Source organism: Polaribacter gochangensis (assembly GCF_046224025.1).
GTDB lineage: Bacteria > Bacteroidota > Bacteroidia > Flavobacteriales > Flavobacteriaceae > Polaribacter > Polaribacter gochangensis.
The window spans coordinates 221029-244022 of the sequence record NZ_JBJXRF010000001.1; the positions used below are offsets into that span (position 1 = coordinate 221029).

The 22994-nt window shown below is 31.1% G+C and carries 24 protein-coding genes, 1 tRNA gene, 1 pseudogene and 1 riboswitch; of the genes and pseudogenes, 7 read left to right on the top strand and 19 right to left on the bottom strand.

All coding sequences use genetic code 11. The annotated features are described in order from the left end of the window. The 5 genes from ACEWL1_RS01025 to ACEWL1_RS01045 are packed head-to-tail and all read right to left on the bottom strand — an operon-like array spanning position 1 to position 6907. The gene (locus ACEWL1_RS01025; protein ID WP_409231429.1) at positions 1–1014 is read right to left on the bottom strand and encodes a homocysteine S-methyltransferase family protein; all 1014 of its coding nucleotides are present in this window, start codon (positions 1012–1014) and stop codon (positions 1–3) included. Continuing rightward, complete coding sequence (locus tag ACEWL1_RS01030; protein WP_409231430.1) at positions 1007–2176, bottom strand: trans-sulfuration enzyme family protein; 1170 nt, start codon at positions 2174–2176, stop codon at positions 1007–1009. Before ACEWL1_RS01030 ends, ACEWL1_RS01025 begins: the two co-directional genes overlap by 8 nt. A 10-nt stretch (positions 2177–2186) precedes the next feature. Further along, positions 2187–4604, bottom strand: a complete 2418-nt coding sequence (gene thrA, locus ACEWL1_RS01035) for a bifunctional aspartate kinase/homoserine dehydrogenase I (RefSeq protein WP_409231431.1) — start codon at positions 4602–4604, stop codon at positions 2187–2189. A gap of 17 nt (positions 4605–4621) precedes the next feature. Next, positions 4622–5587 carry an alpha/beta fold hydrolase gene (locus ACEWL1_RS01040; RefSeq protein WP_409231432.1) on the bottom strand — a complete coding sequence of 322 codons (966 nt, stop codon included), beginning with the start codon at positions 5585–5587 and terminating at the stop codon, positions 4622–4624. A 27-nt stretch (positions 5588–5614) separates the two neighbouring features. Further along, on the bottom strand, positions 5615–6907 hold the full coding sequence (locus ACEWL1_RS01045) for an O-acetylhomoserine aminocarboxypropyltransferase/cysteine synthase family protein (protein WP_409231433.1): 1293 nt from the start codon (positions 6905–6907) through the stop codon (positions 5615–5617). Positions 6908–7029: 122 nt separating this feature from the next. After that, positions 7030–7154, bottom strand: a riboswitch (SAM riboswitch). A 280-nt stretch (positions 7155–7434) separates the two neighbouring features. On the opposite strand from ACEWL1_RS01045, the gene metK reads away from it, so the two are divergent. The 4 genes from metK (at position 7435) to ACEWL1_RS01065 (ending at position 10124) form a co-directional block, all read left to right on the top strand. After that, a complete protein-coding gene (metK, locus tag ACEWL1_RS01050; RefSeq protein ID WP_409231434.1) occupies positions 7435–8691 on the top strand; it encodes a methionine adenosyltransferase in 1257 nt (418 codons plus the stop codon). 183 nt (positions 8692–8874) lie between these two features. Next, positions 8875–9225, top strand: coding sequence for a hypothetical protein (locus tag ACEWL1_RS01055; protein WP_409231435.1), 351 nt, complete (start codon positions 8875–8877; stop codon positions 9223–9225). Positions 9226–9294: 69 nt separating this feature from the next. Beyond that, complete coding sequence (locus ACEWL1_RS01060) at positions 9295–9705, top strand: DoxX family protein (protein WP_409231436.1); 411 nt, start codon at positions 9295–9297, stop codon at positions 9703–9705. Continuing rightward, positions 9702–10124: a DsrE family protein gene (locus ACEWL1_RS01065; protein WP_409231437.1), complete on the top strand. Its 423-nt coding sequence runs from the start codon at positions 9702–9704 to the stop codon at positions 10122–10124. Before ACEWL1_RS01060 ends, ACEWL1_RS01065 begins: the two co-directional genes overlap by 4 nt. Positions 10125–10295: 171 nt before the next feature. Here the strand turns inward: ACEWL1_RS01065 and ACEWL1_RS01070 are convergent, their stop codons facing one another. From ACEWL1_RS01070 to ACEWL1_RS01080, 3 genes are all read right to left on the bottom strand, one after another. Further along, complete coding sequence (locus ACEWL1_RS01070; RefSeq protein ID WP_409231438.1) at positions 10296–11051, bottom strand: hypothetical protein; 756 nt, start codon at positions 11049–11051, stop codon at positions 10296–10298. After that, positions 11051–12187: a geranylgeranyl reductase family protein gene (locus ACEWL1_RS01075; protein ID WP_409231439.1), complete on the bottom strand. Its 1137-nt coding sequence runs from the start codon at positions 12185–12187 to the stop codon at positions 11051–11053. Before ACEWL1_RS01075 ends, ACEWL1_RS01070 begins: the two co-directional genes overlap by 1 nt. Before the next feature lie 190 nt (positions 12188–12377). Next, the gene (locus ACEWL1_RS01080; RefSeq protein WP_409231440.1) at positions 12378–12797 is read right to left on the bottom strand and encodes a hypothetical protein; all 420 of its coding nucleotides are present in this window, start codon (positions 12795–12797) and stop codon (positions 12378–12380) included. Between the two features lie 131 nt (positions 12798–12928). Between ACEWL1_RS01080 and ACEWL1_RS01085 the strand changes: the two genes are divergently transcribed. The 3 genes from ACEWL1_RS01085 (at position 12929) to rpe (ending at position 15701) form a co-directional block, all read left to right on the top strand. Further along, the gene (locus ACEWL1_RS01085) at positions 12929–13543 is read left to right on the top strand and encodes a deoxynucleoside kinase (protein ID WP_347173621.1); all 615 of its coding nucleotides are present in this window, start codon (positions 12929–12931) and stop codon (positions 13541–13543) included. A gap of 290 nt (positions 13544–13833) precedes the next feature. Further along, positions 13834–14697 carry a sigma-70 family RNA polymerase sigma factor gene (locus tag ACEWL1_RS01090; protein ID WP_301402685.1) on the top strand — a complete coding sequence of 288 codons (864 nt, stop codon included), beginning with the start codon at positions 13834–13836 and terminating at the stop codon, positions 14695–14697. A 353-nt stretch (positions 14698–15050) separates the two neighbouring features. Next, positions 15051–15701 (top strand): ribulose-phosphate 3-epimerase, encoded by a 651-nt coding sequence (rpe, locus tag ACEWL1_RS01095; protein WP_409231441.1) that lies wholly within the window; start codon positions 15051–15053, stop codon positions 15699–15701. Positions 15702–15716: 15 nt separating this feature from the next. Here rpe and ACEWL1_RS01100 read toward each other — a convergent pair whose 3' ends face one another. From ACEWL1_RS01100 to ACEWL1_RS01150, 11 genes and pseudogenes are all read right to left on the bottom strand, one after another. Then, positions 15717–16337, bottom strand: a complete 621-nt coding sequence (locus ACEWL1_RS01100) for a hypothetical protein (protein WP_409231442.1) — start codon at positions 16335–16337, stop codon at positions 15717–15719. After that, positions 16337–17053 carry a formylglycine-generating enzyme family protein gene (locus tag ACEWL1_RS01105; RefSeq protein WP_409231443.1) on the bottom strand — a complete coding sequence of 239 codons (717 nt, stop codon included), beginning with the start codon at positions 17051–17053 and terminating at the stop codon, positions 16337–16339. The genes ACEWL1_RS01100 and ACEWL1_RS01105 overlap by 1 nt, the downstream gene beginning before the upstream one ends. Positions 17054–17056: 3 nt before the next feature. Beyond that, positions 17057–17959 carry a formylglycine-generating enzyme family protein gene (locus ACEWL1_RS01110; protein WP_409231444.1) on the bottom strand — a complete coding sequence of 301 codons (903 nt, stop codon included), beginning with the start codon at positions 17957–17959 and terminating at the stop codon, positions 17057–17059. A gap of 52 nt (positions 17960–18011) precedes the next feature. Then, positions 18012–18248 carry a hypothetical protein gene (locus ACEWL1_RS01115; RefSeq protein ID WP_409231445.1) on the bottom strand — a complete coding sequence of 79 codons (237 nt, stop codon included), beginning with the start codon at positions 18246–18248 and terminating at the stop codon, positions 18012–18014. 19 nt (positions 18249–18267) lie between these two features. Beyond that, positions 18268–19428, bottom strand: coding sequence for a toxin-antitoxin system YwqK family antitoxin (locus tag ACEWL1_RS01120; RefSeq protein ID WP_409231446.1), 1161 nt, complete (start codon positions 19426–19428; stop codon positions 18268–18270). Between the two features lie 291 nt (positions 19429–19719). After that, positions 19720–20517 (bottom strand): LuxR C-terminal-related transcriptional regulator, encoded by a 798-nt coding sequence (locus ACEWL1_RS01125; protein ID WP_409231447.1) that lies wholly within the window; start codon positions 20515–20517, stop codon positions 19720–19722. Between the two features lie 119 nt (positions 20518–20636). After that, complete coding sequence (locus ACEWL1_RS01130) at positions 20637–21188, bottom strand: hypothetical protein (protein ID WP_301402670.1); 552 nt, start codon at positions 21186–21188, stop codon at positions 20637–20639. A gap of 11 nt (positions 21189–21199) precedes the next feature. Next, positions 21200–21802 (bottom strand): hypothetical protein, encoded by a 603-nt coding sequence (locus ACEWL1_RS01135; protein ID WP_409231448.1) that lies wholly within the window; start codon positions 21800–21802, stop codon positions 21200–21202. A gap of 223 nt (positions 21803–22025) precedes the next feature. Continuing rightward, positions 22026–22099: transfer RNA gene (locus ACEWL1_RS01140), tRNA-Arg, on the bottom strand. A 54-nt stretch (positions 22100–22153) separates the two neighbouring features. After that, positions 22154–22339, bottom strand: a pseudogene (locus ACEWL1_RS01145) (GIY-YIG nuclease family protein); the annotation flags it as partial. Positions 22340–22437: 98 nt separating this feature from the next. Beyond that, positions 22438–22887: a GatB/YqeY domain-containing protein gene (locus tag ACEWL1_RS01150; RefSeq protein WP_409231449.1), complete on the bottom strand. Its 450-nt coding sequence runs from the start codon at positions 22885–22887 to the stop codon at positions 22438–22440. Positions 22888–22994 lie beyond the last annotated feature (107 nt).

The window sequence follows — 22994 nt, forward strand, 5'->3', positions numbered from 1 at the left end:
TTAATTCTCGATTTCTTTCAAACTAATAATATTTCTCGGCTTGTATTTAGCAGCTATTTCTGCTATAACTTTAATGTGCTCTGGTGAGGTACCACAACAACCGCCAATTATATTGATTAAGTTTCTCTTTAAATATTCTTCAATTTGTGTTCCCATTTCCTCCGGAGTTTCGTCATATTCTCCAAATGCATTAGGCAACCCTGCATTTGGATGCGCAGAAATTGCAAAATCAGTTTTATGAGCAATTGCTTCTAAATGTGGTTGTAATAAATTGGCTCCTAAAGCACAATTAAATCCGATGGATAATAACGGAATATGAGAAACAGAAATTAAAAAAGCCTCTGCAGTTTGTCCTGATAAAGTTCTTCCAGATGCGTCAGTAATTGTTCCACTTAGCATGGTTGGAATATCAATCTTTTTTTCTTCTTTGACTTGTTCAATTGCAAACAAAGCTGCCTTTGCATTTAAGGTGTCAAACACGGTTTCTACCAATAAAATATCGACTCCGCCATCAATCAAAGCCTCAACTTGTTGTTTGTATGCAATTCTTAACTCATCAAAAGTTACAGCCCTAAAACCTGGGTCATTTACATCTGGAGACATACTTGCCGTTCTGTTTGTTGGGCCAATTGAACCAGCTACAAAACGAGGTTTATTTGGTTCTCTTTCTGTAAACTCTTCTGCAACTTCTTTCGCTATTTTTGCTGATTGATAGTTCAATTCGTACACCAAATCTTCTAGTTGATAATCCGCCATCGCAATGGTAGTTCCAGAAAATGTATTGGTTTCTATAATGTCTGCTCCTGCTTCAAAGTATTTTGCATGAATAGTTTTTATAGCTTCTGGTTGCGTTATAGAAAGCAAATCGTTATTTCCTTGTAGAGGAGTCGGATACTCTTTAAATCGTTCTCCTCTAAAATCTTCTTCTGTGAATTTATAGGCTTGCAACATTGTTCCCATTGCGCCATCTAACACAAGGATTCTTTTTTGTATTTCTTTATAAATATTAGGCATTTTCTAACGCTTGTTTTAAATCGTTTATAATATCGGTTACATGTTCTAATCCGACAGAAATTCGAACTAATCCGTCTGTAATTCCGGTTTCTAACCTATCCTCTAAAGACAATTTGCTGTGAGTTGTACTTGCTGGATGTGTAACTATTGTTCTTGTATCACCTAGATTTGCTGACAATGAGCAAAGCTGAATTGCATTTAAGAAATTCCTCCCAGTCTCAATTCCTCCTTGTACTTCAAAAGCAATAATATTTCCACCTAAAAGCATTTGTTTTTTTGCAATTTCAAACTGTGGATGCGATTTTAAAAAAGGATATTTCACCAAATTTACTTTTGAGTGACTTTCTAAAAACTCGGCAACTTTCAACGCATTTTCGCAATGTTTTTCTACTCTTACCGCTAAGGTTTCTAAACTTTTTGATAACACCCACGCATTAAAAGGCGACATGGCCGGACCTGTATTTCTAGAAAATAAATAAATTTCTCGAATCAAATTTGTTTTTCCTACGGCTACTCCGCCCAAAACCCTTCCTTGTCCGTCTATCAATTTTGTAGCAGAATGAATGACAATATCTGCTCCAAAATCAATTGGCTTTTGCAAATACGGCGTTGCAAAACAATTGTCTATCACCAATAATAAATTGTGCTTTTTTGCGATTTTTCCAAGTATTTCTAAATCTAAAATATCTACTGCCGGATTTGTTGGCGTTTCTGCATATAAAATTTTTGTGTTTGGCTGAATTAAACTTTCAATTGCATCAACTTCATTGACTTTAAAATAACTGGTTTCAATATTCCATTTCGGTAAATATTTTGTAAACAACGTGTGTGTAGAACCAAAAACAGAACGGCAAGAAACCACATGATCACCAGCATTTAACAGCGCTCCGAAAGTTGAAAAAATTGCTGCCATTCCTGTTGCAAAAGCATACCCTGCTTCTGCTTTTTCCATTGCAACAATTTTATTGATAAATTCCGTCGTATTCGGATTTGAAAATCGGCTATACAAATTCTTTTCTTTCTCTTCTGCAAACGAAGCTCGCATATCTTCTGCGTCATCAAACACAAAACTTGAAGTAAGATATAACGGTACAGAATGTTCAGAAAATTGTGATTTTTCTGTTTGATTTCTGATAGCTTCAGTTTCGAAATGGTATTTCATTATTAATTATTTAGTTATTATTCTTTGCCAATCGTAAAATATCTCCAAAAACGCCACGAGCTGTGACTTTTGCTCCGGCTCCAGCTCCCTGAATCACAATTGGTTGTTCTCCGTATGATTCTGTATAAATTTCAAAAATTGCATCCGATCCTTTTAAGGATCCTAAGGGCGAATTTTTAGAAACCGATACTAATTTCACCTCCAATTGCCCTTTATTTTGAAATAAATCACCCGATAAATCACCAATATATCTCAATACATGATTTTCTTTTTGCGCTAATTTCTTTTCTTGAAACACGCTATTTAATTGACTTAAATTTGATAAAAATGCATTAGAACAAACTTCTCTAAACTCGGTCGGAATTAAATTTTCTATTGCAATATCTTCAAACTCGTTTTCCAAATCTAGTTCTCGCGCTAAAATCAATAATTTTCTAGCCACATCATTTCCGCATAAATCTTCACGAGGATCTGGCTCTGTAAATCCTAAATCAATCGCTTCTTGTAAAGCGGTAGAAAACAGAACATCATCCGAAGAAAATTGATTGAACAAATAACTCAATGAGCCCGAAAAAACACCTCTAATTCTGGTGATATTTTCTCCAGATTCGTGCAGTAGTTTAATGGTATCAATCAAAGGTAATCCTGCACCAACATTGGTTTCGTACAAATATTCTTTTTTGTTTTTCTTTAACTTCTCTCTCAATTCCTTATAAAAAGAAAAAGAAATGGTATTGGCTATTTTATTGGATGAAACCAAATCAAACCCTGCTTCCACCAACGGGATATAATTCGAAACAAAATCGGAATTTGCTGTATTATCAACTGCTATTAAATTTTCTAAGTGATGTTGTTTTGCAAAATTGATAACCGCTTCAATAGAACTATTTTCTGTTCCTTTTTCTAAAAGCTCGTTTTCCCAATTTTTAGAAACCCCTATTTCATTGAACAGTATTTTTGTTGAGTTTGCAATCGCAAAAATATTTAGTTGAATTTTGCGACGTTCTAAAACCGATTTTGTGTTTTCTATTATCTGATTAATTAAGGTTCCGCCAACCAAACCTTTTCCAAAAACGGCAATATTTATTTTTTTAGCAATACCAAAAACTTGTCCGTGAATTACATTTACAGCTTTGTGTAATTGTTCTTTTTTCACCACCAAACTCACATTTTTCCCAGTGATGGTATTGTTAAATAAAAGTGGTACAATTTGATTTTTTATCAACGCGTTATACGGATGATGAAACTCACTTAAATCTTGCCCGATAATTGAAATTACAGCTACGTTATCCAGAATAGAAATCTGATGCACATCTTGTGAATAAAAATCATTTTCGAATTCTTTTTCTAATGCTAAAACAGCTTCGGTTGCCTTGTCCTTGTTGATAACTAAACCGATTCCTCGTTCTGATGACCCCTGAGAAATGATACTCACACTAATATCTCTATCACTCAAAGTTTTAAATATTCTTGCATCAACTCCCACTTTCCCTAACAAACCTCTTCCTTCAAAATTAATGAGTGCTACATTCTTTAGAACAGAAATAGATTTGATGCCTTTTTCAATAGCTTTTGATGTAATTAAAGTTCCTTTATCATCTTTATTAAAGGTATTTAAAATTCGCAAATTGATGTTTTTCTCTAACAACGGAATGATCGTCTTTGCATGTAAAATAGTTGCTCCGAAAGTTGCCATTTCATTGGCCTCAGAAAACGATAATTGTTCAATTTTTTTTGCGTCAGTCACCAAATCTGGATTTGCAGTAAAAATTCCGTTTACATGCGTATAATTCTGCAACTCTTCTGCATCTAAATAATTCGCCAATAACGCCGCCGTATAATTACTTCCGTTTCTACCTAATGTTGTTGTTTGGTTTTTGAGATTAGCTCCAATGAAACCCGTGACAACTTGTATTGTATCTTGATGCTTTTTAAAATAATGCTGTACTTTTTCTTTCGAAATTTTGTTGAAAGGTTGTGCATTTCCAAAATTTTCATTGGTAATTATCAATTGTCTTGCATCAACTGCATAAGCGTTGATATTTCGTTCTTTTAATAAACTTTCAATCAGTTTAACAGACAACAATTCACCTTGCGCCAAAACTTCATCTTTAATTTTCTGACTATAGTCTTCTAACAATTGTACACCTTCAAAAATAGTATCTAACTTTAAAAATTCTTTTGAAAAATCTACTTGTGCATTGGTTTCTAATTGATACTTTTTAAACGCTGCTAACTGCTCACTATAAGAGGTATTACTTGCTGCTTTCTCTAGAATTTCTTCTAATTCGTCCGTAGAATTTCCTCTTGCAGAAGCCACAATGGCGATATGTTCTCCAGCCTCAATTTTACTTGCAATGATATTAATGGCATTTTGTAATCCTTCTCCGTTTGCCAAAGATTTGCCTCCAAATTTTAATATTTTCATGTTATGTTGTTCAAACCTTAATTAAATATCGGTTCAATAATTTTTTTTAATTGTTTGTATTCTATTAAAAAAGCATCGTGTCCGTGTACAGAATGTATTTCGTTGTACGTAATATTTGTTTTTGTAATTGCTAATTTTTGATGCGTATCTTTATTTTCATCCGCAGTAAAAAACAAATCTGAATTCACGCTAATAATGTAAATCGCCGCTTCAATACGGTCTAAAATTTCAATCGAATTTTCTCCATTATTGGTTACATCAATCGTCTTTAATAACTGATTCATTAATTTATACGATGATAATTGATAACGTTCTTGCAGTTTTTTTCCATGATGTAACAACCAACTTTCTACATTAAATATTTTTAATTCATCGTTTTTTGATCGCTGAAAACGTTCTTTAAAAGAAGCTGGAGTTCTGTAACACACCATGGCGTGCATTCGTGCATCGTGAACTGGATTGCTAGAATTTATTAAAAATTGTTCTTGAATCTTACAATTTGCAATCAACCAATCGGTCGATTTCCAATCAGCCGCAACCGGAATAAAATGTGTAGTTATTTTAGGACTTATCACCACCATTTCCCAAGCAATTCCACCACCTAAAGAACCTCCAATCAACCCAAAAAGTTGCTCAATTTGTAACTCTTTTAATCCAATTAAAAATAGTTTCGCAATGTCTCTTGCAATAAAACTTTTATAATCATCAATCACAAAACCATCAAAACCATTTCCAGGAATATTAAAAGCCAACACCGTATAATTATTCGTGTCAATCGTTTTATTTTCTCCAATTAAATCTTTCCACCAACCGTCTTTTCCTGCAACATTACTATTACCTGTTAGTGCGTGATTTACCAATACCACGGGAGCGGTACCCAATTTTTTTCCAAACAATTGATAACTTAATTGAATGTTTTTGAATTGAGTTCCGCTTTCTGTAGCATAACTAAGAATAGTAATAAAAGGTAATGTGTTTTTCATTTTAAAAATTAAAACCTAAAATCAATTCTAAACTAAAACTGCTTCTTGAATATTTGTAAATGCTTCTTGTAAATCTGATTTTAAATCCTCTACATCTTCCAAACCAACAGACAATCGAATTAAATCTTGAGAAACTCCAGCGTTTTTTTGTTCTTCTGCAGACAATTGCTGATGTGTAGTACTCGCAGGATGGATAATCAAAGACTTTGTATCGCCAATATTTGCTAGTAATGAGAATAGTTTCGTGGTATCTGCAATTATTTTTGCGGATTCAAACCCGCCTTTTACTCCAAAAGTAACCAAACCACTTTGTCCGTTTGGCAAATATTTATCCGCTAAGGTTTTATATTTGCTACTTTCTAATCCAGGGTAATTTACCCAAGCAACCTCGGCTTGTTCTTCTAACCATTCTGCTATTGCTAATGCATTTTGAGAATGTTGCTGAATTCTAATTGGTAAAGTTTCTAATCCTTGAATAATATTGAAAGCATTTGTTGGACTTAATGCGCCACCAAAATCACGTAATCCTTCTAAAATTAATTTAAAAGTATAAGATGCTGCGCCTAAAGTTTCGTAATATTTTAAACCGTGATATCCTGCTGAAGGCTCTGTAAATTCGGGAAACTTACCATTTGCCCAATTAAAAGTTCCCGCATCAATAATTGCGCCTCCTAACGAAGTTCCTTGTCCGCCAATATATTTTGTTAGCGAATGAATTACAATATCTGCCCCATGTTCTATAGGTTTTACCAATACTGAAGTTGCTACTGTATTATCTACAATAAAAGGAACTTCTGCCGCATTTGCATGAACAGAAATTGCTTTTAAATCCAACACATCTAACTTCGGATTTCCTAAAGATTCTACAAAAAATGCTCTTGTATTTTCTTGTGTTGCGTCTCTAAAATTAGCTGGATTATCTGCATCAACAAAAGTGGTTGTAATTCCTAATCTTGGTAGCGTTACATTTAATAAATTAAAGGTTCCACCGTACAAACTGCTTGAAGCTACAATATGATCTCCCGCTTTTAAAAGTGTAAGCAGTCCTGTTGCAACTGCTGCTGTTCCTGAAGCAAAAACTACGGCTCCAACTCCACCTTCTAATGCCGCTAAACGATCTTGCAAAATTTGATTTGTAGGATTGTTTAATCGCGTGTAAATAAACCCTAATTCTTTTAATGAAAAAAGATTGGCTGCATGTTCTGAATTGTTAAAAACATACGAGGTTGTTTGATAAATAGGAACAGCCCTTGCTCCTCCATGTTGCTGAACATCGTGTCCAGCGTGCAACGCATTGGTTGCGAATTTTTGTGTACTCATTTTTCTTGTTTTTTGAGTTAATAAATGATTAAATCAAAAGTCAAATGCATCAATAAATTGATGTACTTACTAGAAAAATGTTATAAAGAATTATTACAAGTACTCGTCAGTACTTGTTTTTTGAGTTATCTATCCAATTTCTGATAAATGAATCTGAAATTAAGTAGAATTTAGCACCTTCATTACTAAGTGTAAAGGGTTGCTAAGGCTTCATCGGGTCTAATCCCTCCGCCTTTCTTGATAACATTGTCAATAAGTGATGAACTTTCTGAGCACAAATATTCAGTAAGAAAAAATTAATATCCTAATTTATTTTTACTTTTTTTTATTTAATTTATAAAATGACATTTTAATGCTTTTCTTTTTTAGTATCGATTTAAGCTGTACCTTTGCAATCGATATTTCGAGGAAAAATTTGAACTGATTGCAACCTCTATAAAAAAAGCTAAAGCAGTAATTTCTACTACTTTCGCATCAAAGCAATCCTTTCTTTTTTCTAAGTTTAATTTATAATAAAAGATATAATTATGTCCTATTTATTTACTTCTGAATCCGTTTCAGAAGGTCACCCAGACAAAGTAGCCGATCAGATATCTGATGCGTTAATTGATAATTTTTTAGCTTTTGACCCTTCATCAAAAGTTGCTTGTGAAACTTTGGTTACTACAGGGCAAGTTGTGTTAGCCGGAGAAGTAAAATCAAACACCTATTTAGACGTTCAACAAATCGCAAGAGATGTAATTAACAAAATTGGATACACAAAAAGTGCCTACATGTTTGATGGAAATTCTTGTGGAGTTTTCTCTGCAATTCACGAACAATCACCAGATATTAATCAAGGAGTTGATAGAGCAAACAAAGAAGAACAAGGTGCAGGAGATCAAGGGATGATGTTTGGTTACGCAACAGATGAAACCGAAAATTACATGCCCTTGGCATTAGAATTATCGCATCGATTATTGATTGAATTGGCCGAATTAAGGCGAGAAAATAAAGACATTACGTATTTACGACCAGATGCAAAATCTCAAGTAACTATTGAATATTCTGATGATAATATTCCGCAAAGAATTGATGCCATTGTAATTTCTACACAGCACGATGATTTTGATGAAAATGATGAGGTGATGTTAGCAAAAATTAAATCTGACATTGTAACCATTTTAATTCCGAGAGTCATTGCAAAATTACCTGCAGATATTCAAGCACTATTTACAGATCAAATTACCTATCACATCAACCCAACTGGAACATTTGTTATTGGTGGACCACATGGTGATACTGGATTAACAGGACGTAAAATTATTGTGGACACATACGGTGGAAAAGGCGCTCACGGTGGTGGAGCTTTTTCTGGAAAAGACCCTTCTAAAGTAGATAGATCTGGAGCATATGCAACAAGACATATTGCAAAAAATTTAGTTGCTGCTGGAGTTTGTAAAGAAGTGTTAGTACAAGTTTCGTATGCAATTGGAGTTGCAAAACCAACAAGTATTAATGTTGAAACCTACGGAACATCAACCTTAAATTTAACAGACGGAGAAATTAGTAAAATTGTGGAAAGCATTTTTGATATGCGTCCATATTTTATTGAGCAACGTTTAAAATTAAGATCTCCAATTTATTCTGAAACTGCTGCTTACGGACACATGGGAAGAACTCCAGAAGTAAAAACAGTAACTTTTTCTAACCCAATGGGAGAAACTGTTTCGCAAGAAGTAGAAACATTTACTTGGGAAAAATTAGATTATGTAGATAAAGTAAAAGAAGCTTTTGGTTTCTAAAACTCTTTATTTAAATTATATAATAAAAACCTCAAACAAATTTGTTTGAGGTTTTTTATGAAATAACAATTTAGCTTGCTTCTAAATGTATTTTTAGATAACTTTCATTAAGAAAAAAATAACATATTCCGAAAAAATTGTATCTATATTTGCAAAGTGAAAGAAAATTGTAAAATAAATAAAATGAATTCAATCTTGTCCATTTTTGGGCTTGTGTTGTTGCTAGTGATTTCACCTTGTAAGGTTAGGAATTTTATTCAAGCTGAATTAGGAATTCCTCAAATCGAAGTATTAAACAAGAATCAATCTACAATTTCAGAATCAAATTGCCAGACTTTTGAGTTTTCTGAAACTATTCAGACTATCACAAAACCAACTTTTCAGCAACCTGACTTTCTAATTTCGGGAGCTTCTCCTTTTAATTTTGCTTCCTATCTATTTAAGAATTCTTTTAATCTTAATACATCAAGAAACCAACAGGTTTCTGATGTTCCTCTCTATATTTTATATCAGAACCTCAAGGTTTATTCGTAATTGATATTCTGACCAAGAAAACTTAAAGTAGTTATTATAACTGCTATTAATCAATTACAAATAACAAAAATGAAATCTCAAGAAAAAACACTTGAAGTTAGCTACAAATCTGTAGTTATCCTTCGCATTATGCTTAGCCTAATCTTTATAATAGCAAGCACCAGTCATTTTTTTAATACCGAAAAAACCGTGAGCAGAATAGAAAATTCATCAATGGGTTTTATTGGAAATATTCTAGGAACACCTGAAACAGCTGTGATTCTATCAGGTATTATAATGTTGACCTCAGGTATTTTATTACTTATCGGCTTCAAAACTCAAATCGCTGCAATAGTATTAATAGCTGTTTTAATCCCTATTACGCTAACCGTACAAGTTGGTCAAATTAAAACTTTAGGTCCGCTGTTTAAGAATGTAGCCATTCTTGGTGGGCTTCTTTTTTTTAGTATTAATTCAAATTTAAAAATTCAAAAAAAATGAAAAATCTATTTATATTTTTAACAACAGTATGTTTCTTAACTTACGGAGCAACACAAGTAAACGCACAAAATATTAATCAAAAAAAAAATAACTATTTAGTATTATCAAAAAACATACAGCAACTAAAACCAATTTTGTTAACGGCTAACGAATTGGCTAAAGAGGATGGTAAAAAGTATGGTGAGTTTTATGTAGTAATTTGCGGTAAAACGGTAACTGAACTTACAAATAACTCTGATTTAGATAAAATATTAAAAAAAGCAAAAGCACAAAATGTAAACATTTTTGCTTGTGGTCTTTCTCTTAAAAAGTTTAATATTAATCCAGATCAATTACCTGAAAATATAACTGTTGTCGACAATGGAATTTTGTATAGTTTTCAATTAAAGAAAGAAGGATTTATCACCCTTAGTATTTAAAGAATGGAAAATGTTAGTATAAAAAAATAACAAAAGCTAACAATGTATAAAAATAGTAGCGGCTTTGGTGTTTAATCAAAGTCGCTTTTTTATATTTACAGTCAGTCTTAAACGGAAAGGTTGTTTTTCATAGTCAGCTACTATTCTTATATGCAACGTTAGCGAAACCCTCTAATTCTCCATCAATTTTCTAATATTCTTCATTCTCGCCCAAGCAATTTTATGATGTTTTTTATACAACCATAAACTTCCTAAATCTAATAAAAAATAGAACAAGCTAATTCCACTTGGCGGATTTGCACTTTTCAAAAAAGAAATTGTATCCCAAGCAGTTTCTGGCCAATACCAGCAACCATATGCAGTTCCTATAATTTCTAAAAATGCCACCAGTAAGTACATGGTTAAATAAAACAAGCGCTCTCTTGGTTTATTTCTCAGTAAAAAAATCACTAACATTGACATGATAAATCCAAAAATATCATTTGCAAAAATCAAGAAACTAAGAGCGTACAAAACAATAAATCCGGTGAAAATATTTTCTAATAATTTCCTGTAAGATTTAACTATTGATTCTTTACAAAAATATATAGCAGTTACAAGAATTACAGCATGGCCTAAAGGAATATAAAAAGGGATATTCTCTAATCTATAAGTATACATACCTAGCCAAATAGAAAATAAATGCTCTCCAACAAACCCAATAATTACAGCAAATATCATTTGCTCTTTTACTCTTTTACCAACTCTAAAATAGATAATTAGAAATCCTATTAACAAAGCAAAAAACGCCCATAATTGACCATAAGCATAATTATCAGCAAAATATTGACTGTCTAACATCAAACCAAAAAAGATATATAGAAATAAATATCCTATTCGTTTAAAAGAAGCGGATAACAATAATTTCACTTTATCAATTTGCATCATTAAAAGAATGGTGTTTTAATTTTCTCTTTAATTCTTTTTTTAATGTCTGTTGGGTATTCTCTATCTCCAATCAATATATCTGTCATAGCCTCACAAACTCGCTCGCCATATTTCTTTACTAAGAAATGTCTTAACGCCTTGCTTTCGTAAAAGAATTTAGACAAAAATTCAGCAATTTTTATTTCTGGAAGTAATTTTTCTTCTAATTTTTTTGTGTATAATTCTTCAGCATTTCCTCCATTGATATCGCTCTCAATTATAGATTCAGCTGCCATTATTCCAGATAACATTGCATTTGTGATTCCTTCGGCACTAAAAGGATCTGCAAAACCAGCTGCATCACCAACTAAGAAAACATTCTTTCTTGCAAAGCCATCTTTTCTTGAAGTTAAAGGGATTTGAAACCCATGAAATTCTTCTTTAATTACACTCTTTACATTCAGTAATTCTAAATACTCACTATAGCACTTTTTTAGGTTAATTTTTGTTCTCCTTGCCGAAGCTACACCAATTGATAAATGGTTTTTCTTTGGAAAAACCCAACCATAACCTAAAGGAACAGCATCAAAATCTAACCTTACTTCTTTTGATAATCTTTTAAACTCATCGGGTTCAACTTCTACTTCATATTCTAATGCAGGAATTAAATATCTTGTTTCTTTCCAACCAGTTAATTTAGCTGTTGGACTCAATGCACCATCTGCTCCAATAACATATTTTGCGTTAACATCTCCTTGTGAAGTATGTAGTGTTATATTTTCAGCAAAAGTCATGTTTAATAACTTGTGATTTTCCAACACGACTGCACCAGATTTTTTGGCTTTCTCAACAATTAAATTGTCAAAATCTTCTCGCATTACCATACTCACAATTGGCACATCTCTCTTCGTAGAAAAATGTAGATCAAGTTTGTCAAAATAAATATCAAGTTTATAAAACTCTCTTTCAACTGCAGAGCTCACATCATATTCTGTAAGTCTTTTGCCTCTGTAGCTAAACGCTCCACCACATGTTTTATATCTTGGTAACGTTTCTTTTTCAATAATTACCGTTGAAATTCCATTTTCAGCCAGCTTTAATGCGGCACTTGCTCCTGCTGGTCCACTTCCAATTATTGCAACGTCAAATTCATTCATCTTTTAGATTTTTTTTGTAAATATATCTATTAATGAATTTCTACACTAAAAAAAAGCGAATATTTCTATTCGCTTTTTTAAGATTAAAATTCTAATTAATTATAAATTATATTTTACGCTAAACACTGTAAATCTAGGTTGAATTACCTACGAAGGTGTACTATTAAAAACAGCATTATTATTATCTTTATTAATAAGAAGTTGTATTAAAAGCATTTGTTGTTTCCAACGAATATTCCCATTTACTACCCTTCTTTTGATAAGTTAAATCTAAAAAACTATAATTATTAATTGTTTTGGTTTCGTCTTTATAATTATTATAAGTATATCTAGAAGTAAATGTAAAGTTCTTTAAGAACAAAATATCTAAATTTAAATATGGACTGTGTGTATAAAACTTATTTGCATTTCCTCCTTGATTATAATCATTTACAGTCACATTATATCCGAAATCAAAATTTGGCGCTGTTCTAAAGTTAGAACTAATCCCTACTTTATAAGTTTGCGAAAATGATTTTGAATCTCTTTCTTCTTCAACTCTTACAGGCGCAGTATTTGGGTTGTTATCTATGTCTTGATAAGATGCAATTGTACTTGTAGATTTAGACATAATAAAATATAAAAGATTTAATTATTAATGCTAGTGCCTAAAGCTATAAATTGATTTGCTAAATCCATTGCTAATTCTAAAATTTGATTAACTTTATCGACCCTTTTTAAATCTTTTAGAAAAAATAAATTATGCATGTAGCCATTGCAGGAAATATTGGAGCAGGTAAAACCACTTTAACCAAATTATTAGCCAAACATTACAACTGGAAGCCTCATTTTGAATCTGTTGATGAAAATCCATACTTAGATGATTTTTACGCAGAAATGGAACGTTGGTCTTTTAACTTACAAGTGTTCTTTTTAAATAGTAGGTTTAGACAAATCTTAGAATTAAGAGAAACAGGTAAAAAAATCATACAAGACAGAACTATTTATGAAGATGCACATATTTTTGCACCAAATCTTCATGCAATGGGATTAATGACTAATAGAGATTTTCAGAATTACAGTTCGTTATTTGAATTGATGGAGAAACTAGTGACTCCGCCAGACTTACTAATCTACTTGCGCTCTAGCATTCCAAACTTAGTTGGACAAATTCATAAAAGAGGAAGAGATTACGAAAACTCTATCAGTATAGATTATTTAAGCAGGTTAAACGAGCGTTATGAAGCTTGGGTTTCTACTTATAAAAAAGGAAAATTATTAATTATTGATGTAGATAATTTAGATTTTGTTGACAACCAAGAAGATTTAGGATATATTATTGATAGAATTGATGCTCAAATAAACGGATTGTTTTAACTAAAGTGTCAAGAAAGTAAAAAGCCACTTACATAAGTAAATGGCTTTTTGTTTTTTTTGATAGAAATCCCCCAATACCTATCAGTGTGCAAGTTACAAAAAAATATTTAATTTTCACACAATATTAGTACGTGTATGTTTTAAACATTTACTTCATTCTTTTTAAATAGAACTTGAATACCTAAAGATCATTTATAAAATAAAACTACTTTTTTGTAACATAAATTGATAATTGAACGTATAAAGGTATGTAGAGTGTTGTTGCTCTTTAATAAAACCAGTAAAATAGAATGAGACAACTTAAAATTACCAAGCAGGTTACTAATAGAGAAACTGCATCATTAGATAAATATTTACAAGAAATAGGAAAAGTTGATTTAATTACTGCTGATGAAGAAGTAGAATTAGCACAACGAATTAAAGCTGGAGATCAAATCGCTTTAGAAAAGTTAACAAAAGCAAATTTACGTTTCGTTGTTTCGGTTGCAAAACAATATCAAAATCAAGGTTTAACCTTACCAGATTTAATAAATGAAGGTAATTTAGGATTAATCAAAGCTGCTAAACGTTTTGATGAAACGCGTGGATTTAAATTTATATCATATGCTGTTTGGTGGATTCGTCAATCTATTTTACAAGCATTGGCAGAACAATCTAGAATTGTGCGTTTGCCTTTAAATAAAATTGGTTCTATTAACAAGATTAATAAAATGTACGCTTTCTTAGAACAAGAAAACGAACGTCCGCCAAGTGCAGAAGAAATTGCTAAGAAATTAGACATGACTGTAAATGACGTAAAAGAATCCATGAAGAATTCTGGTCGTCACGTATCAATGGATGCACCATTAATTGAAGGAGAAGATTCTAACTTATATGATGTATTAAACTCAGGAGAATCTCCAAATCCAGACAGAGCATTATTACATGAATCTTTGCGAGTAGAAATTTCTAGAGCTTTAGAAACATTAACTCCAAGAGAAGCAGATGTTGTAAAATTGTACTTTGGTTTAGGAGAACACCAACCAATGACTTTAGAAGAAATTGGTGAAACGTTCGACTTAACTCGTGAGCGTGTTCGTCAAATTAAAGAAAAAGCAATTCGCAGATTAAAACATACATCAAGAAGTAAAATTTTAATGACTTACTTAGGGTAGTCGTTATTTATACATAAAACTGTAAAACTCTCGAAATTATTTTGGGAGTTTTTTTTTTGAAGCTATTTCCTGCTTTTCGTTGTATCTTTTTCACTTCTGTTCTCAACCTGTCTGCCGCCAGGCAGGTACTGATTTTTCATTCTTCAAAATTCACTCGAACTAACAGAAAAAAAGGATGCCACTTCAATCAGGGCTAAACCTATCTATTAGCTTTTCTTCTTTATCAAATAAAGTCAATTTTTCTATGTGGTCGCCTTTTTTAATAAATTAATGTTGCATTTTTAAGACATTGCTTCGTTCCTTACAATGACAAATTAATTACCTTTGCAACATAACAACACAACAACAAACAAATGAATAAGTTAATTGCACCTTCAATCTTAGCGGCAGATTTTGCCAACTTACAACGCGACATCGAAATGGTAAATAATAGTGAAGCCGATTGGTTTCATATTGATATTATGGACGGTGTTTTTGTACCAAATATTTCTTTTGGAATGCCTGTTTTAAAAGCAATTTCTAAACATGCTACAAAAACAATTGATGTACATTTAATGATTGTAGATCCTGATAGATATATACAAACTTTTGCAGACTTAGGAGCCAATGTTTTAACAGTACATTTTGAAGCTTGTACACATTTACATAGAACAATTCAGGCTATTAAAGCAGCAGGAATGAAAGCCGGAGTTGCATTGAATCCGCACACGCCAATTGCCGTTTTAGAAGATGTTATTGCTGATTTAGATTTGGTGTGTATTATGAGTGTAAATCCTGGGTTTGGCGGACAATCATTCATAGAAAATACGTATAAAAAAGTAAGTCAACTAAAACACTTAATTGAATTTTCTAACTCAAATTGTCAGATAGAAATTGATGGCGGAGTAACAGATCAAAACGCAAATGCTTTGGTAGAAGCTGGTGCTGATGTTTTAGTTGCAGGGAGTTTTGTTTTTAAAAGTGATAATCCGACAGCAACAATCGCTAATTTGAAAGCATTATAAAACTAAATCCTTTTTTTAAGGCCTATTTATTTTTTGAATTTCCTTTTCTAGCGTATGTAGTTTTTTTATAAGAGCGTCTCTGTTTTTAGCAGATTTAATCCATTGTGGTAGATTTGTAATCATAGAATACTTATGCCTATCATTATCTTCTCTTAATTTAGAAGCAACATATTCTTTTAAATATTTTAAATGCTCCAAATTATACACCCATAAAAAATGATTTTTAAAATTAATTTGAAGCCATAAATCTAATCCGAAATAAGGGTCGATAGATTTGTCTTTTCGATATCGATACCATACTAATTGATAATCTTTTACTTTTTTACAAGTCTCACATTGGATTTGAGTAGTCTCTGTTATTTTTTTTTCTGGTTTGGTAGTGTAAACAATTTTGCTCCCACAAGAACCGCAAGGTATCGTTAAAAAACCTTGATAATATCCGTGCCAATCTTTTGAATGCTTCTTTATGGTTCCGCAACTTGTACACGTAAACGTTGATTTGTGATCATGAGGGAAAGGAATTGTGTATGTACCTAGCTTTGTACTAACAACTCCAACACCACTACATTCATTACATTTAACAATTATTTTTTCGCTAAAAAAAACTGTTGGGTATGGAGGTTGTGTAAATCTCATTACTTATTATTCTTTCTTAAATACAACTCATATTCTTTAGCATCAACAACCATTCTAAAACCTAGATCGTTTTGCTTTCGATCCATTTTCATTGCTTTTTTAGTGGTTACTTTCACATGATGTATATCTTCGATAAAACTACCTCCAACAATAAATGTCTCAAAGCCTTTTAACCGTTGTTCTGTCCATTCCCAAACATTACCAACCATTCCATAAAGTCCCAGTTCATTAGGTTTCATACAGCTTGTACAATTTGTTTCCTCTTCTGAATTGCCCTTATAAATTACATAATTATTAGGTAAAGTATTGTTGTAAATATAATTATTGTTCTCAAAGTTTCCTCCTCTTGCAGCAAACTCCCATTCTTCTTTTGTAGGCAATCTAAAGTGGAGTTTATAAATTGATTGTAACCAACTGCAATAGGCCTGAGCATCAGAATAAGTAACATTAATCACAGGTCTTTTTAAATCTAAATCTTTAGGTATTTGTTTATTTACAGCTTTTAAAAACCTTAAATAATCCATTCCACTAACTTCAAAACGATACATATAAAAAGCTTCTATTTTTTGCTCATACACCTGTGAGCTATCTCTAGAAAACTCTTTATAGTTCCCTCCTTTTACATACGCAAAATGAGCAGGAATGTTTAATTGAGAGAAAACATCTATACTCAACAAAACAACTAAAATAAATACTGTCTTAATTTTTGTTTTCATCTTTTACTCAAAAATAGTTAAGTCTCTTGTATGAATTATTTTCTGAAGCTCTTCTACTAGTTTGATCTCTTTTTTATCAAAAAAAAATTCAACTATTTTTGGTTGTATATTACTGTTTGATTTTGTTTCGTAGTTTACACAACATAGTTTTAATTTTAATTCCTTATAATCAATTGCTACAATAGGTTTTTTTTGCTTCCAAAGAATTTCTCCATCATTTAAATAAAGTCCGTAAGGCTCTACTCTAATATTAGTATATTCTGGAAATAGTTTTTTCAGAATCTCTTCTACCTTAAAGGCAAACTCGAATTTCTTCATTTCATTTACATCCATAACCAACCGAAAACCAACATCTATTAACTTTAAACTTGGACTAATTGCAAAGGTATTATCTTTCAAATTTTTATCAGAATCATCGGCATAACTACCACCTTTTAAGATGTTGAATTCTTTGTCTTTTAAAGTAGATGTCCATTCCCAAACATTGCCATTCATTCCGTAAATTCCATTTTTATTTGGGCTAGCACAATCTGTACAGATTGGAATTTCTTTAGATATATGTAATTGTTTTTGATTGCTGTCTGCAGCTAAGGTCCATTCGATTTCTGTTGGCAATCTAAATTGAATCTGAAATACATCAGTCATCCAGTAGATATAACTCAAAGCATCATTATAGGAAACTAAAACCATTGGCAAAGTTTTATCACTCCAACCATAATCTGGAGATTCCGAAAGCTCTAATCCTAAAAAATTAAGATAATCCTGATAGTTTTTAACAGAAACAGCATATTTAGAAATATAAAAATGATACTGTTTTCCTAAAGTATCTTTTTGTATTTCTACAAAATCTGAAGCTATATTTTCTTTTTGAGCATACAATTGATTGTTAAAAAAACAAAGTAGCACAAAAAAAATGTGACATCTAATATATCGAATTGCTTTTATCACTTTAAAACTGCTATTCTTTCTTTGATTTATCTTCTTTTATACCTGCGCCATAATTAAATGCTTTTCTTTTTAAATTCCGCCACCAAGCATACAAGCGTAGAGCAAAAGGTAAAATCAACCAGATCCACCAATATTCTAAAAAAGCATTTTTAGTTGCATCCAAACCATCTAAATACCAACTAATTCCGTGAGCAATTATAAATAATACAATTGTCCACATAACATTTGTTTTCATTTTTTTTATCATTTTTTTTCTTTTTAAAATTTTATTTTTTTATTTCTTGTCCATTTTTAAAGGCTAGCACCTTTTTCACCTTCCCTTCTTTATCATAAACGACCCATGTTCCGTTACCTTCTTTTAAGTTTCCTTTCTCTCTTGGTTCACCATTTTTATGGAACGATGATAAGATTTCCCACCTTAAACTAGATTGATTATCCATCTGAGATTTATATAAAACAGATTCAAGAATCTGGCCATTACTATAATACCAAGTTGCCTTTCCTTCTCTTTTGCCATTTAAATATTCAGCCTCAAAAGTTCTATTACCTTGAGTATCAAAAACCATAAAAGTTCCATTGCCATTTTTTAAAACTTGAGTTCCATCTTTAAGAAACTGATTTAAAAAAGCAATTCGTTTTCCATTTTCCCATAATTCCACTAGCCTTATCTTACCATTTTCATGGTAAAAAATCCTTTTGCCATGTCTTACTTTATTTAAAAGGTATGTTTCTGACATTGTTATTCCTTTATTATTATATTTATAAATAACATCTCTATTTAAGTTTACGTACTTAACAAACTGCTTGTTTAAAGCATTCTTAACTCTATTAAGCTCTGCAATAGACGCCACTTTAAAAGGAATTCTTATATACTTTGTAGGTGTAAACCCTAGTTTAGTCCAAGCGTTAGGGTCATCATATAAAGTTACATTTGACTTATTAGGTAGTTGCCCTTTTATTGCGTGATATTTTTTATTTAAATTGTCCTTATGATGACCTTCAATAACAGAATAAGACATTTTTTGCGCGGATGAAACATTTAGGTATAGAACAATTTCTCCACCCTTGTCGTTGTATTGAAGAATATTAAAATCTAACCCCTCATTTTCTTTGAATTTTAAAGCATCAATATTAAAAGTATATTTTTCTATTTTCATTGAAGAAGTAACAACCACATTTAAATTACTTATCGAATTAGGATAATTACTGTGTGTTACCATAATTTCAATCACATTATTCTTAAATGTTATACTGGAAGCCATTTGTTGACTTATGCCGTTAAGCATAAAGATTCCGTAGGCATTGAAATAATTTTTAATAGTAGCTTCTATTTGTTGTTTTGTTTGCGCAACACTAACAAAGCTTAGCAACATCAATAATCCAAATATTTTTGTTTTCATTAAAAACCATTTAAAGTTTATATACATGTATAATTTTTAAAATGATAGGTTAAAGTCTTTGAACTTATGAAGATCCAAATCCTTAAAAGCATCAAAAACAAATCATTACAAATACAAATATGCAAAAAAAATGTTTTAGCAAAGACACTTTAACCTAATCAAACTTACTTCTTTGAAAAAAAACTAAAAAAGTTATTAGAGCAAAAGCAGAAGTCAAAATAAATTTATAGTACAATAATTCATGTTTTATCAACTTTATCAATTAAGAACTAAAATAAGAAAGAGCCTTTGTTAAAACAATACTCATAAATGGGTATTTTAAATAAACCCTTTACTGATCAAATCTGCTATCAACTCTAGTGTATTCTTTGCATTTGTTTTTTTTAAGATATTTCTTCTATGTGTTAAAACTGTCTGAGGAGATATAAATAATTTATTAGAAATATCTTTTGTGCTAAAACCTTTTATTAAAAAATTAATAATCTCAAACTCTCTTTTTGTAAAAGGGTGCCCTTCAGCATCTAAATTAAACGGAACATAATCATCAAAAGGATTTTCTTTAAAAACATCTATCTCAGGATAAGATAATTCTCCGTCCAATCCAAAAATTGATAATTTATAATTATTTAAAGTGGTTAAGTGGCTAATATCTGTAAAGGAATCAAAAACTTTTAATAAAGAACCTTTTTCATCCACCTTTAAGGTAATGATCTGCAGTAAAAATAACCTATAACTATTTTCTTTGGTTTTTAACCTTAAACAATAGTTTATTTTATAGCTTGTTATTTTATTAGGCTTAACAATTCTTGTTAAAAAATATGCTACTAAATCTTCGCATTTTACAAAAAACTGTACATCTCCAGGGTGTAAAATATCTATGAAGTTTGCGAGCTCTAAGTCTTCTGGTTTTATTCCTAAAATTTCTTGAACAGACTCACTAACAAAATCAATAGTAAGCGTAGGAGAGTCTATAATAAAATAAAAATTTGGACCAGGGCAAAAAAGATCAGTCAGTTGCTTTTGTATATTGAAGTTTTCTAATTGAATAGATTTACTTCCAAGATATGTATCGTGTGATTTGTATACATTAATTAATGTATTGTAATCCAACTTCATGACATTAACATTATTTGATGAAAATAAATATACAAATTATTAATTTATTCTTTATGATAAAAATTGGAGACAAAAAAAACCAAAGCTTTTGCTTTGGTTTTTATAAATTCTTAAAGTATTTACAATGGCCTATCTGACAACCATAATACCCAAGTAGTCATTGCTCTTTTTATTACTTTGGTATTGTTAGAAAAATACCCTCTTTCACAGGAGTAATATTCATAGACTACAGAGACTCTACCTCCTTCTGCAGCATCTATATAGCTTTTTGGAATCTGAACATAGTAGGATCTAGTTTCTGGTGATTTGTCTTTACATTTAGAATAAATTCCTGCCATTTCTAAAAGTCCATAATAAGTCTTATCAGAATAAGGCGTTGTAATTTTAACTCTTGTTGCGGTTTCTTTATTTAATCCAGCAAAATTTTCTGTGCTTAGTGAAATTTTAGTTGCTGCTCCCGATGAATTCCAACCGTTGTTAAATTTAAAATTTGTTACATCGTTGACCTTACCTGATTCCCATTTAAAACTACCATCTTCAGCCTCTATAACAACTCCTTCGGTTCCTATAGTTAAGGTTTCATTTGGGATTTTTTTATAATATGTAAATTGGGGTACAGTTGCACAAGACATTAACAATAAACAAAAAGCACTTAAATAAATTGATTTCATAATAAGAAGAATTAATATTTTACTTGTAAGTTTTTTACAATATGTATTTGTTTTTGATAGTATACTTTAATTGTTGCATTTGGATTCGCATGTAATATTTCAAACCCTCTTTCTTTCTCTAGTTTTTTACATTTTAATACTGAAGTGTCGCCGCCCAACTTTCTGTTTTCTGTATCGCCTCCCAATTTTCTATTCTCAGTATCACCGCCTAATTTTCTCTTCTCTGTATCACCACCTAACTTTCTGTTTTCTGTATCACCGCCTAACTTTCTGTTTTCTGTATCGCCTCCCAATTTTCTATTCTCAGTATCACCACCTAACTTTCTGTTTTCTGTGTCACCTCCCAATTTTCTATTCTCTGTATCTCCACCCAGCTTTCTATTTTCTGTATCACCTCCTATTTTCCTTACATCCAAACATTCTTTTCCTGGGAGGTATATTTTTGAAGAAATAATAATTAAAGGCACTTTATAATGAATTGAAAAATTTTTCAATACATCTTCATTATAATCACCCAATACTGTAAGAACACCTGTATTCTTTTTAATGTTTTGTGTAAATCCTTTATTTTTATTATACTTAATTATTTGTGTATACCCCTTAATATTAAACATAAATAATAACAGAAAAAATAATACTAAAATTTGCCTCTTTATAATCATCTTTTAAGAATATAGATAAAAGAAAAAATTTCTTTTATATAAAAAAATACCTGGTTTTAGGTATTTTAGAATTGCTTTGTTATTCTTAATTCAAGAGCTAAATAAATTTAATCCGTATCTATATTTTTTAGAAAACAAAAAAACCAAAGCTTTCGCTTTGGTTTTTTGCTACTTGTGACTCCAGAAGGATTCGAACCTTCAACCGTCAGAGCCGAAATCTGATATTCTATCCAGTTGAACTATGGAGCCTTTTTTTAATATTTCTTTTAAATAATCTCTGCCAATTCCCCATTTAAGGTATTTCTCTCTTTTTCTTGCTTCAACTCTACTGAAAAATTTCTCAGAGTAAACTAAAACCCATGGCAAATAAGCTTTTGTTGATTTTGTTTTTCCGCTATTATGCTCTTTTAATCTTTTCTCAATATCTTTTGTAAAACCTTTATATAATCTTGAATCTTTTTGACTTTGAATTACATAAACAACAAACATATAAGTTGATTTTTTAAAAAATATTAATTAAAAAAATCTGATATTCCCTGCCTGCGGCAGGCAGGTATCCAGTTGAACTATGGAGCCATTATTTAAATTTAAGATAAATTCTTTTTCACTAGAGTAGAGATGGTTTTCCCATCTGCTTGTCCAGCTAATTCTTTAGAAACCATTCCCATTACCTTCCCCATATCTTTCATTCCGCTTGCTCCTGTTTTTTGAATTGCTGAAATCACAATTTTTTCAACTTCTTCTTCCGATAAAGCTTCTGGTAAAAATTGCTCTATAATTGCAGCTTCTGCCAATTCGGGTTCTGCTAAATCTTGTCTTCCTTGTTCTAAAAAAATTGCAGCACTATCTTTACGTTGCTTTACTTGTTTCTGTAAAATTTTCAACTCTAAATCTTCTGGCAATTCATTTCCTGCTCCATTTTCAGTCTTCGCTAATAAAATAGCCGACTTAACTGCTCTTAATGCTTGTAAAGCAACCGTATCTTTCGATTTCATTGCTGCCTTAAGTTGATTCATTATTAATTTTTCTAAACTCATTTTCTTGCTTTTTGGACTACAAATATAGGCATAAAAAAAATTCCTAATCTCTTAGGAATTTTAAAAAAATAATCAAGTAATTTAGGGAATAGTTGATTGTTTTTTTT

Excerpts from the sequence above, each read along its gene's own strand:
- ACEWL1_RS01025 (WP_409231429.1), bottom strand. The coding sequence starts at position 1,014 with ATGCCTAATATTTATAAAGAAATACAAAAAAGAATCCTTGTGTTAGAT.
- ACEWL1_RS01030 (WP_409231430.1), bottom strand. The coding sequence starts at position 2,176 with ATGAAATACCATTTCGAAACTGAAGCTATCAGAAATCAAACAGAAAAA.
- thrA (WP_409231431.1), bottom strand. The coding sequence starts at position 4,604 with ATGAAAATATTAAAATTTGGAGGCAAATCTTTGGCAAACGGAGAAGGA.
- ACEWL1_RS01040 (WP_409231432.1), bottom strand. The coding sequence starts at position 5,587 with ATGAAAAACACATTACCTTTTATTACTATTCTTAGTTATGCTACAGAA.
- ACEWL1_RS01045 (WP_409231433.1), bottom strand. The coding sequence starts at position 6,907 with ATGAGTACACAAAAATTCGCAACCAATGCGTTGCACGCTGGACACGAT.
- metK (WP_409231434.1), top strand. The coding sequence starts at position 7,435 with ATGTCCTATTTATTTACTTCTGAATCCGTTTCAGAAGGTCACCCAGAC.
- ACEWL1_RS01055 (WP_409231435.1), top strand. The coding sequence starts at position 8,875 with ATGAATTCAATCTTGTCCATTTTTGGGCTTGTGTTGTTGCTAGTGATT.
- ACEWL1_RS01060 (WP_409231436.1), top strand. The coding sequence starts at position 9,295 with ATGAAATCTCAAGAAAAAACACTTGAAGTTAGCTACAAATCTGTAGTT.
- ACEWL1_RS01065 (WP_409231437.1), top strand. The coding sequence starts at position 9,702 with ATGAAAAATCTATTTATATTTTTAACAACAGTATGTTTCTTAACTTAC.
- ACEWL1_RS01070 (WP_409231438.1), bottom strand. The coding sequence starts at position 11,051 with ATGATGCAAATTGATAAAGTGAAATTATTGTTATCCGCTTCTTTTAAA.
- ACEWL1_RS01075 (WP_409231439.1), bottom strand. The coding sequence starts at position 12,187 with ATGAATGAATTTGACGTTGCAATAATTGGAAGTGGACCAGCAGGAGCA.
- ACEWL1_RS01080 (WP_409231440.1), bottom strand. The coding sequence starts at position 12,797 with ATGTCTAAATCTACAAGTACAATTGCATCTTATCAAGACATAGATAAC.
- ACEWL1_RS01085 (WP_347173621.1), top strand. The coding sequence starts at position 12,929 with ATGCATGTAGCCATTGCAGGAAATATTGGAGCAGGTAAAACCACTTTA.
- ACEWL1_RS01090 (WP_301402685.1), top strand. The coding sequence starts at position 13,834 with ATGAGACAACTTAAAATTACCAAGCAGGTTACTAATAGAGAAACTGCA.
- rpe (WP_409231441.1), top strand. The coding sequence starts at position 15,051 with ATGAATAAGTTAATTGCACCTTCAATCTTAGCGGCAGATTTTGCCAAC.
- ACEWL1_RS01100 (WP_409231442.1), bottom strand. The coding sequence starts at position 16,337 with ATGAGATTTACACAACCTCCATACCCAACAGTTTTTTTTAGCGAAAAA.
- ACEWL1_RS01105 (WP_409231443.1), bottom strand. The coding sequence starts at position 17,053 with ATGAAAACAAAAATTAAGACAGTATTTATTTTAGTTGTTTTGTTGAGT.
- ACEWL1_RS01115 (WP_409231445.1), bottom strand. The coding sequence starts at position 18,248 with ATGATAAAAAAAATGAAAACAAATGTTATGTGGACAATTGTATTATTT.
- ACEWL1_RS01120 (WP_409231446.1), bottom strand. The coding sequence starts at position 19,428 with ATGTATATAAACTTTAAATGGTTTTTAATGAAAACAAAAATATTTGGA.
- ACEWL1_RS01125 (WP_409231447.1), bottom strand. The coding sequence starts at position 20,517 with ATGAAGTTGGATTACAATACATTAATTAATGTATACAAATCACACGAT.
- ACEWL1_RS01130 (WP_301402670.1), bottom strand. The coding sequence starts at position 21,188 with ATGAAATCAATTTATTTAAGTGCTTTTTGTTTATTGTTAATGTCTTGT.
- ACEWL1_RS01135 (WP_409231448.1), bottom strand. The coding sequence starts at position 21,802 with ATGTTTAATATTAAGGGGTATACACAAATAATTAAGTATAATAAAAAT.
- ACEWL1_RS01150 (WP_409231449.1), bottom strand. The coding sequence starts at position 22,887 with ATGAGTTTAGAAAAATTAATAATGAATCAACTTAAGGCAGCAATGAAA.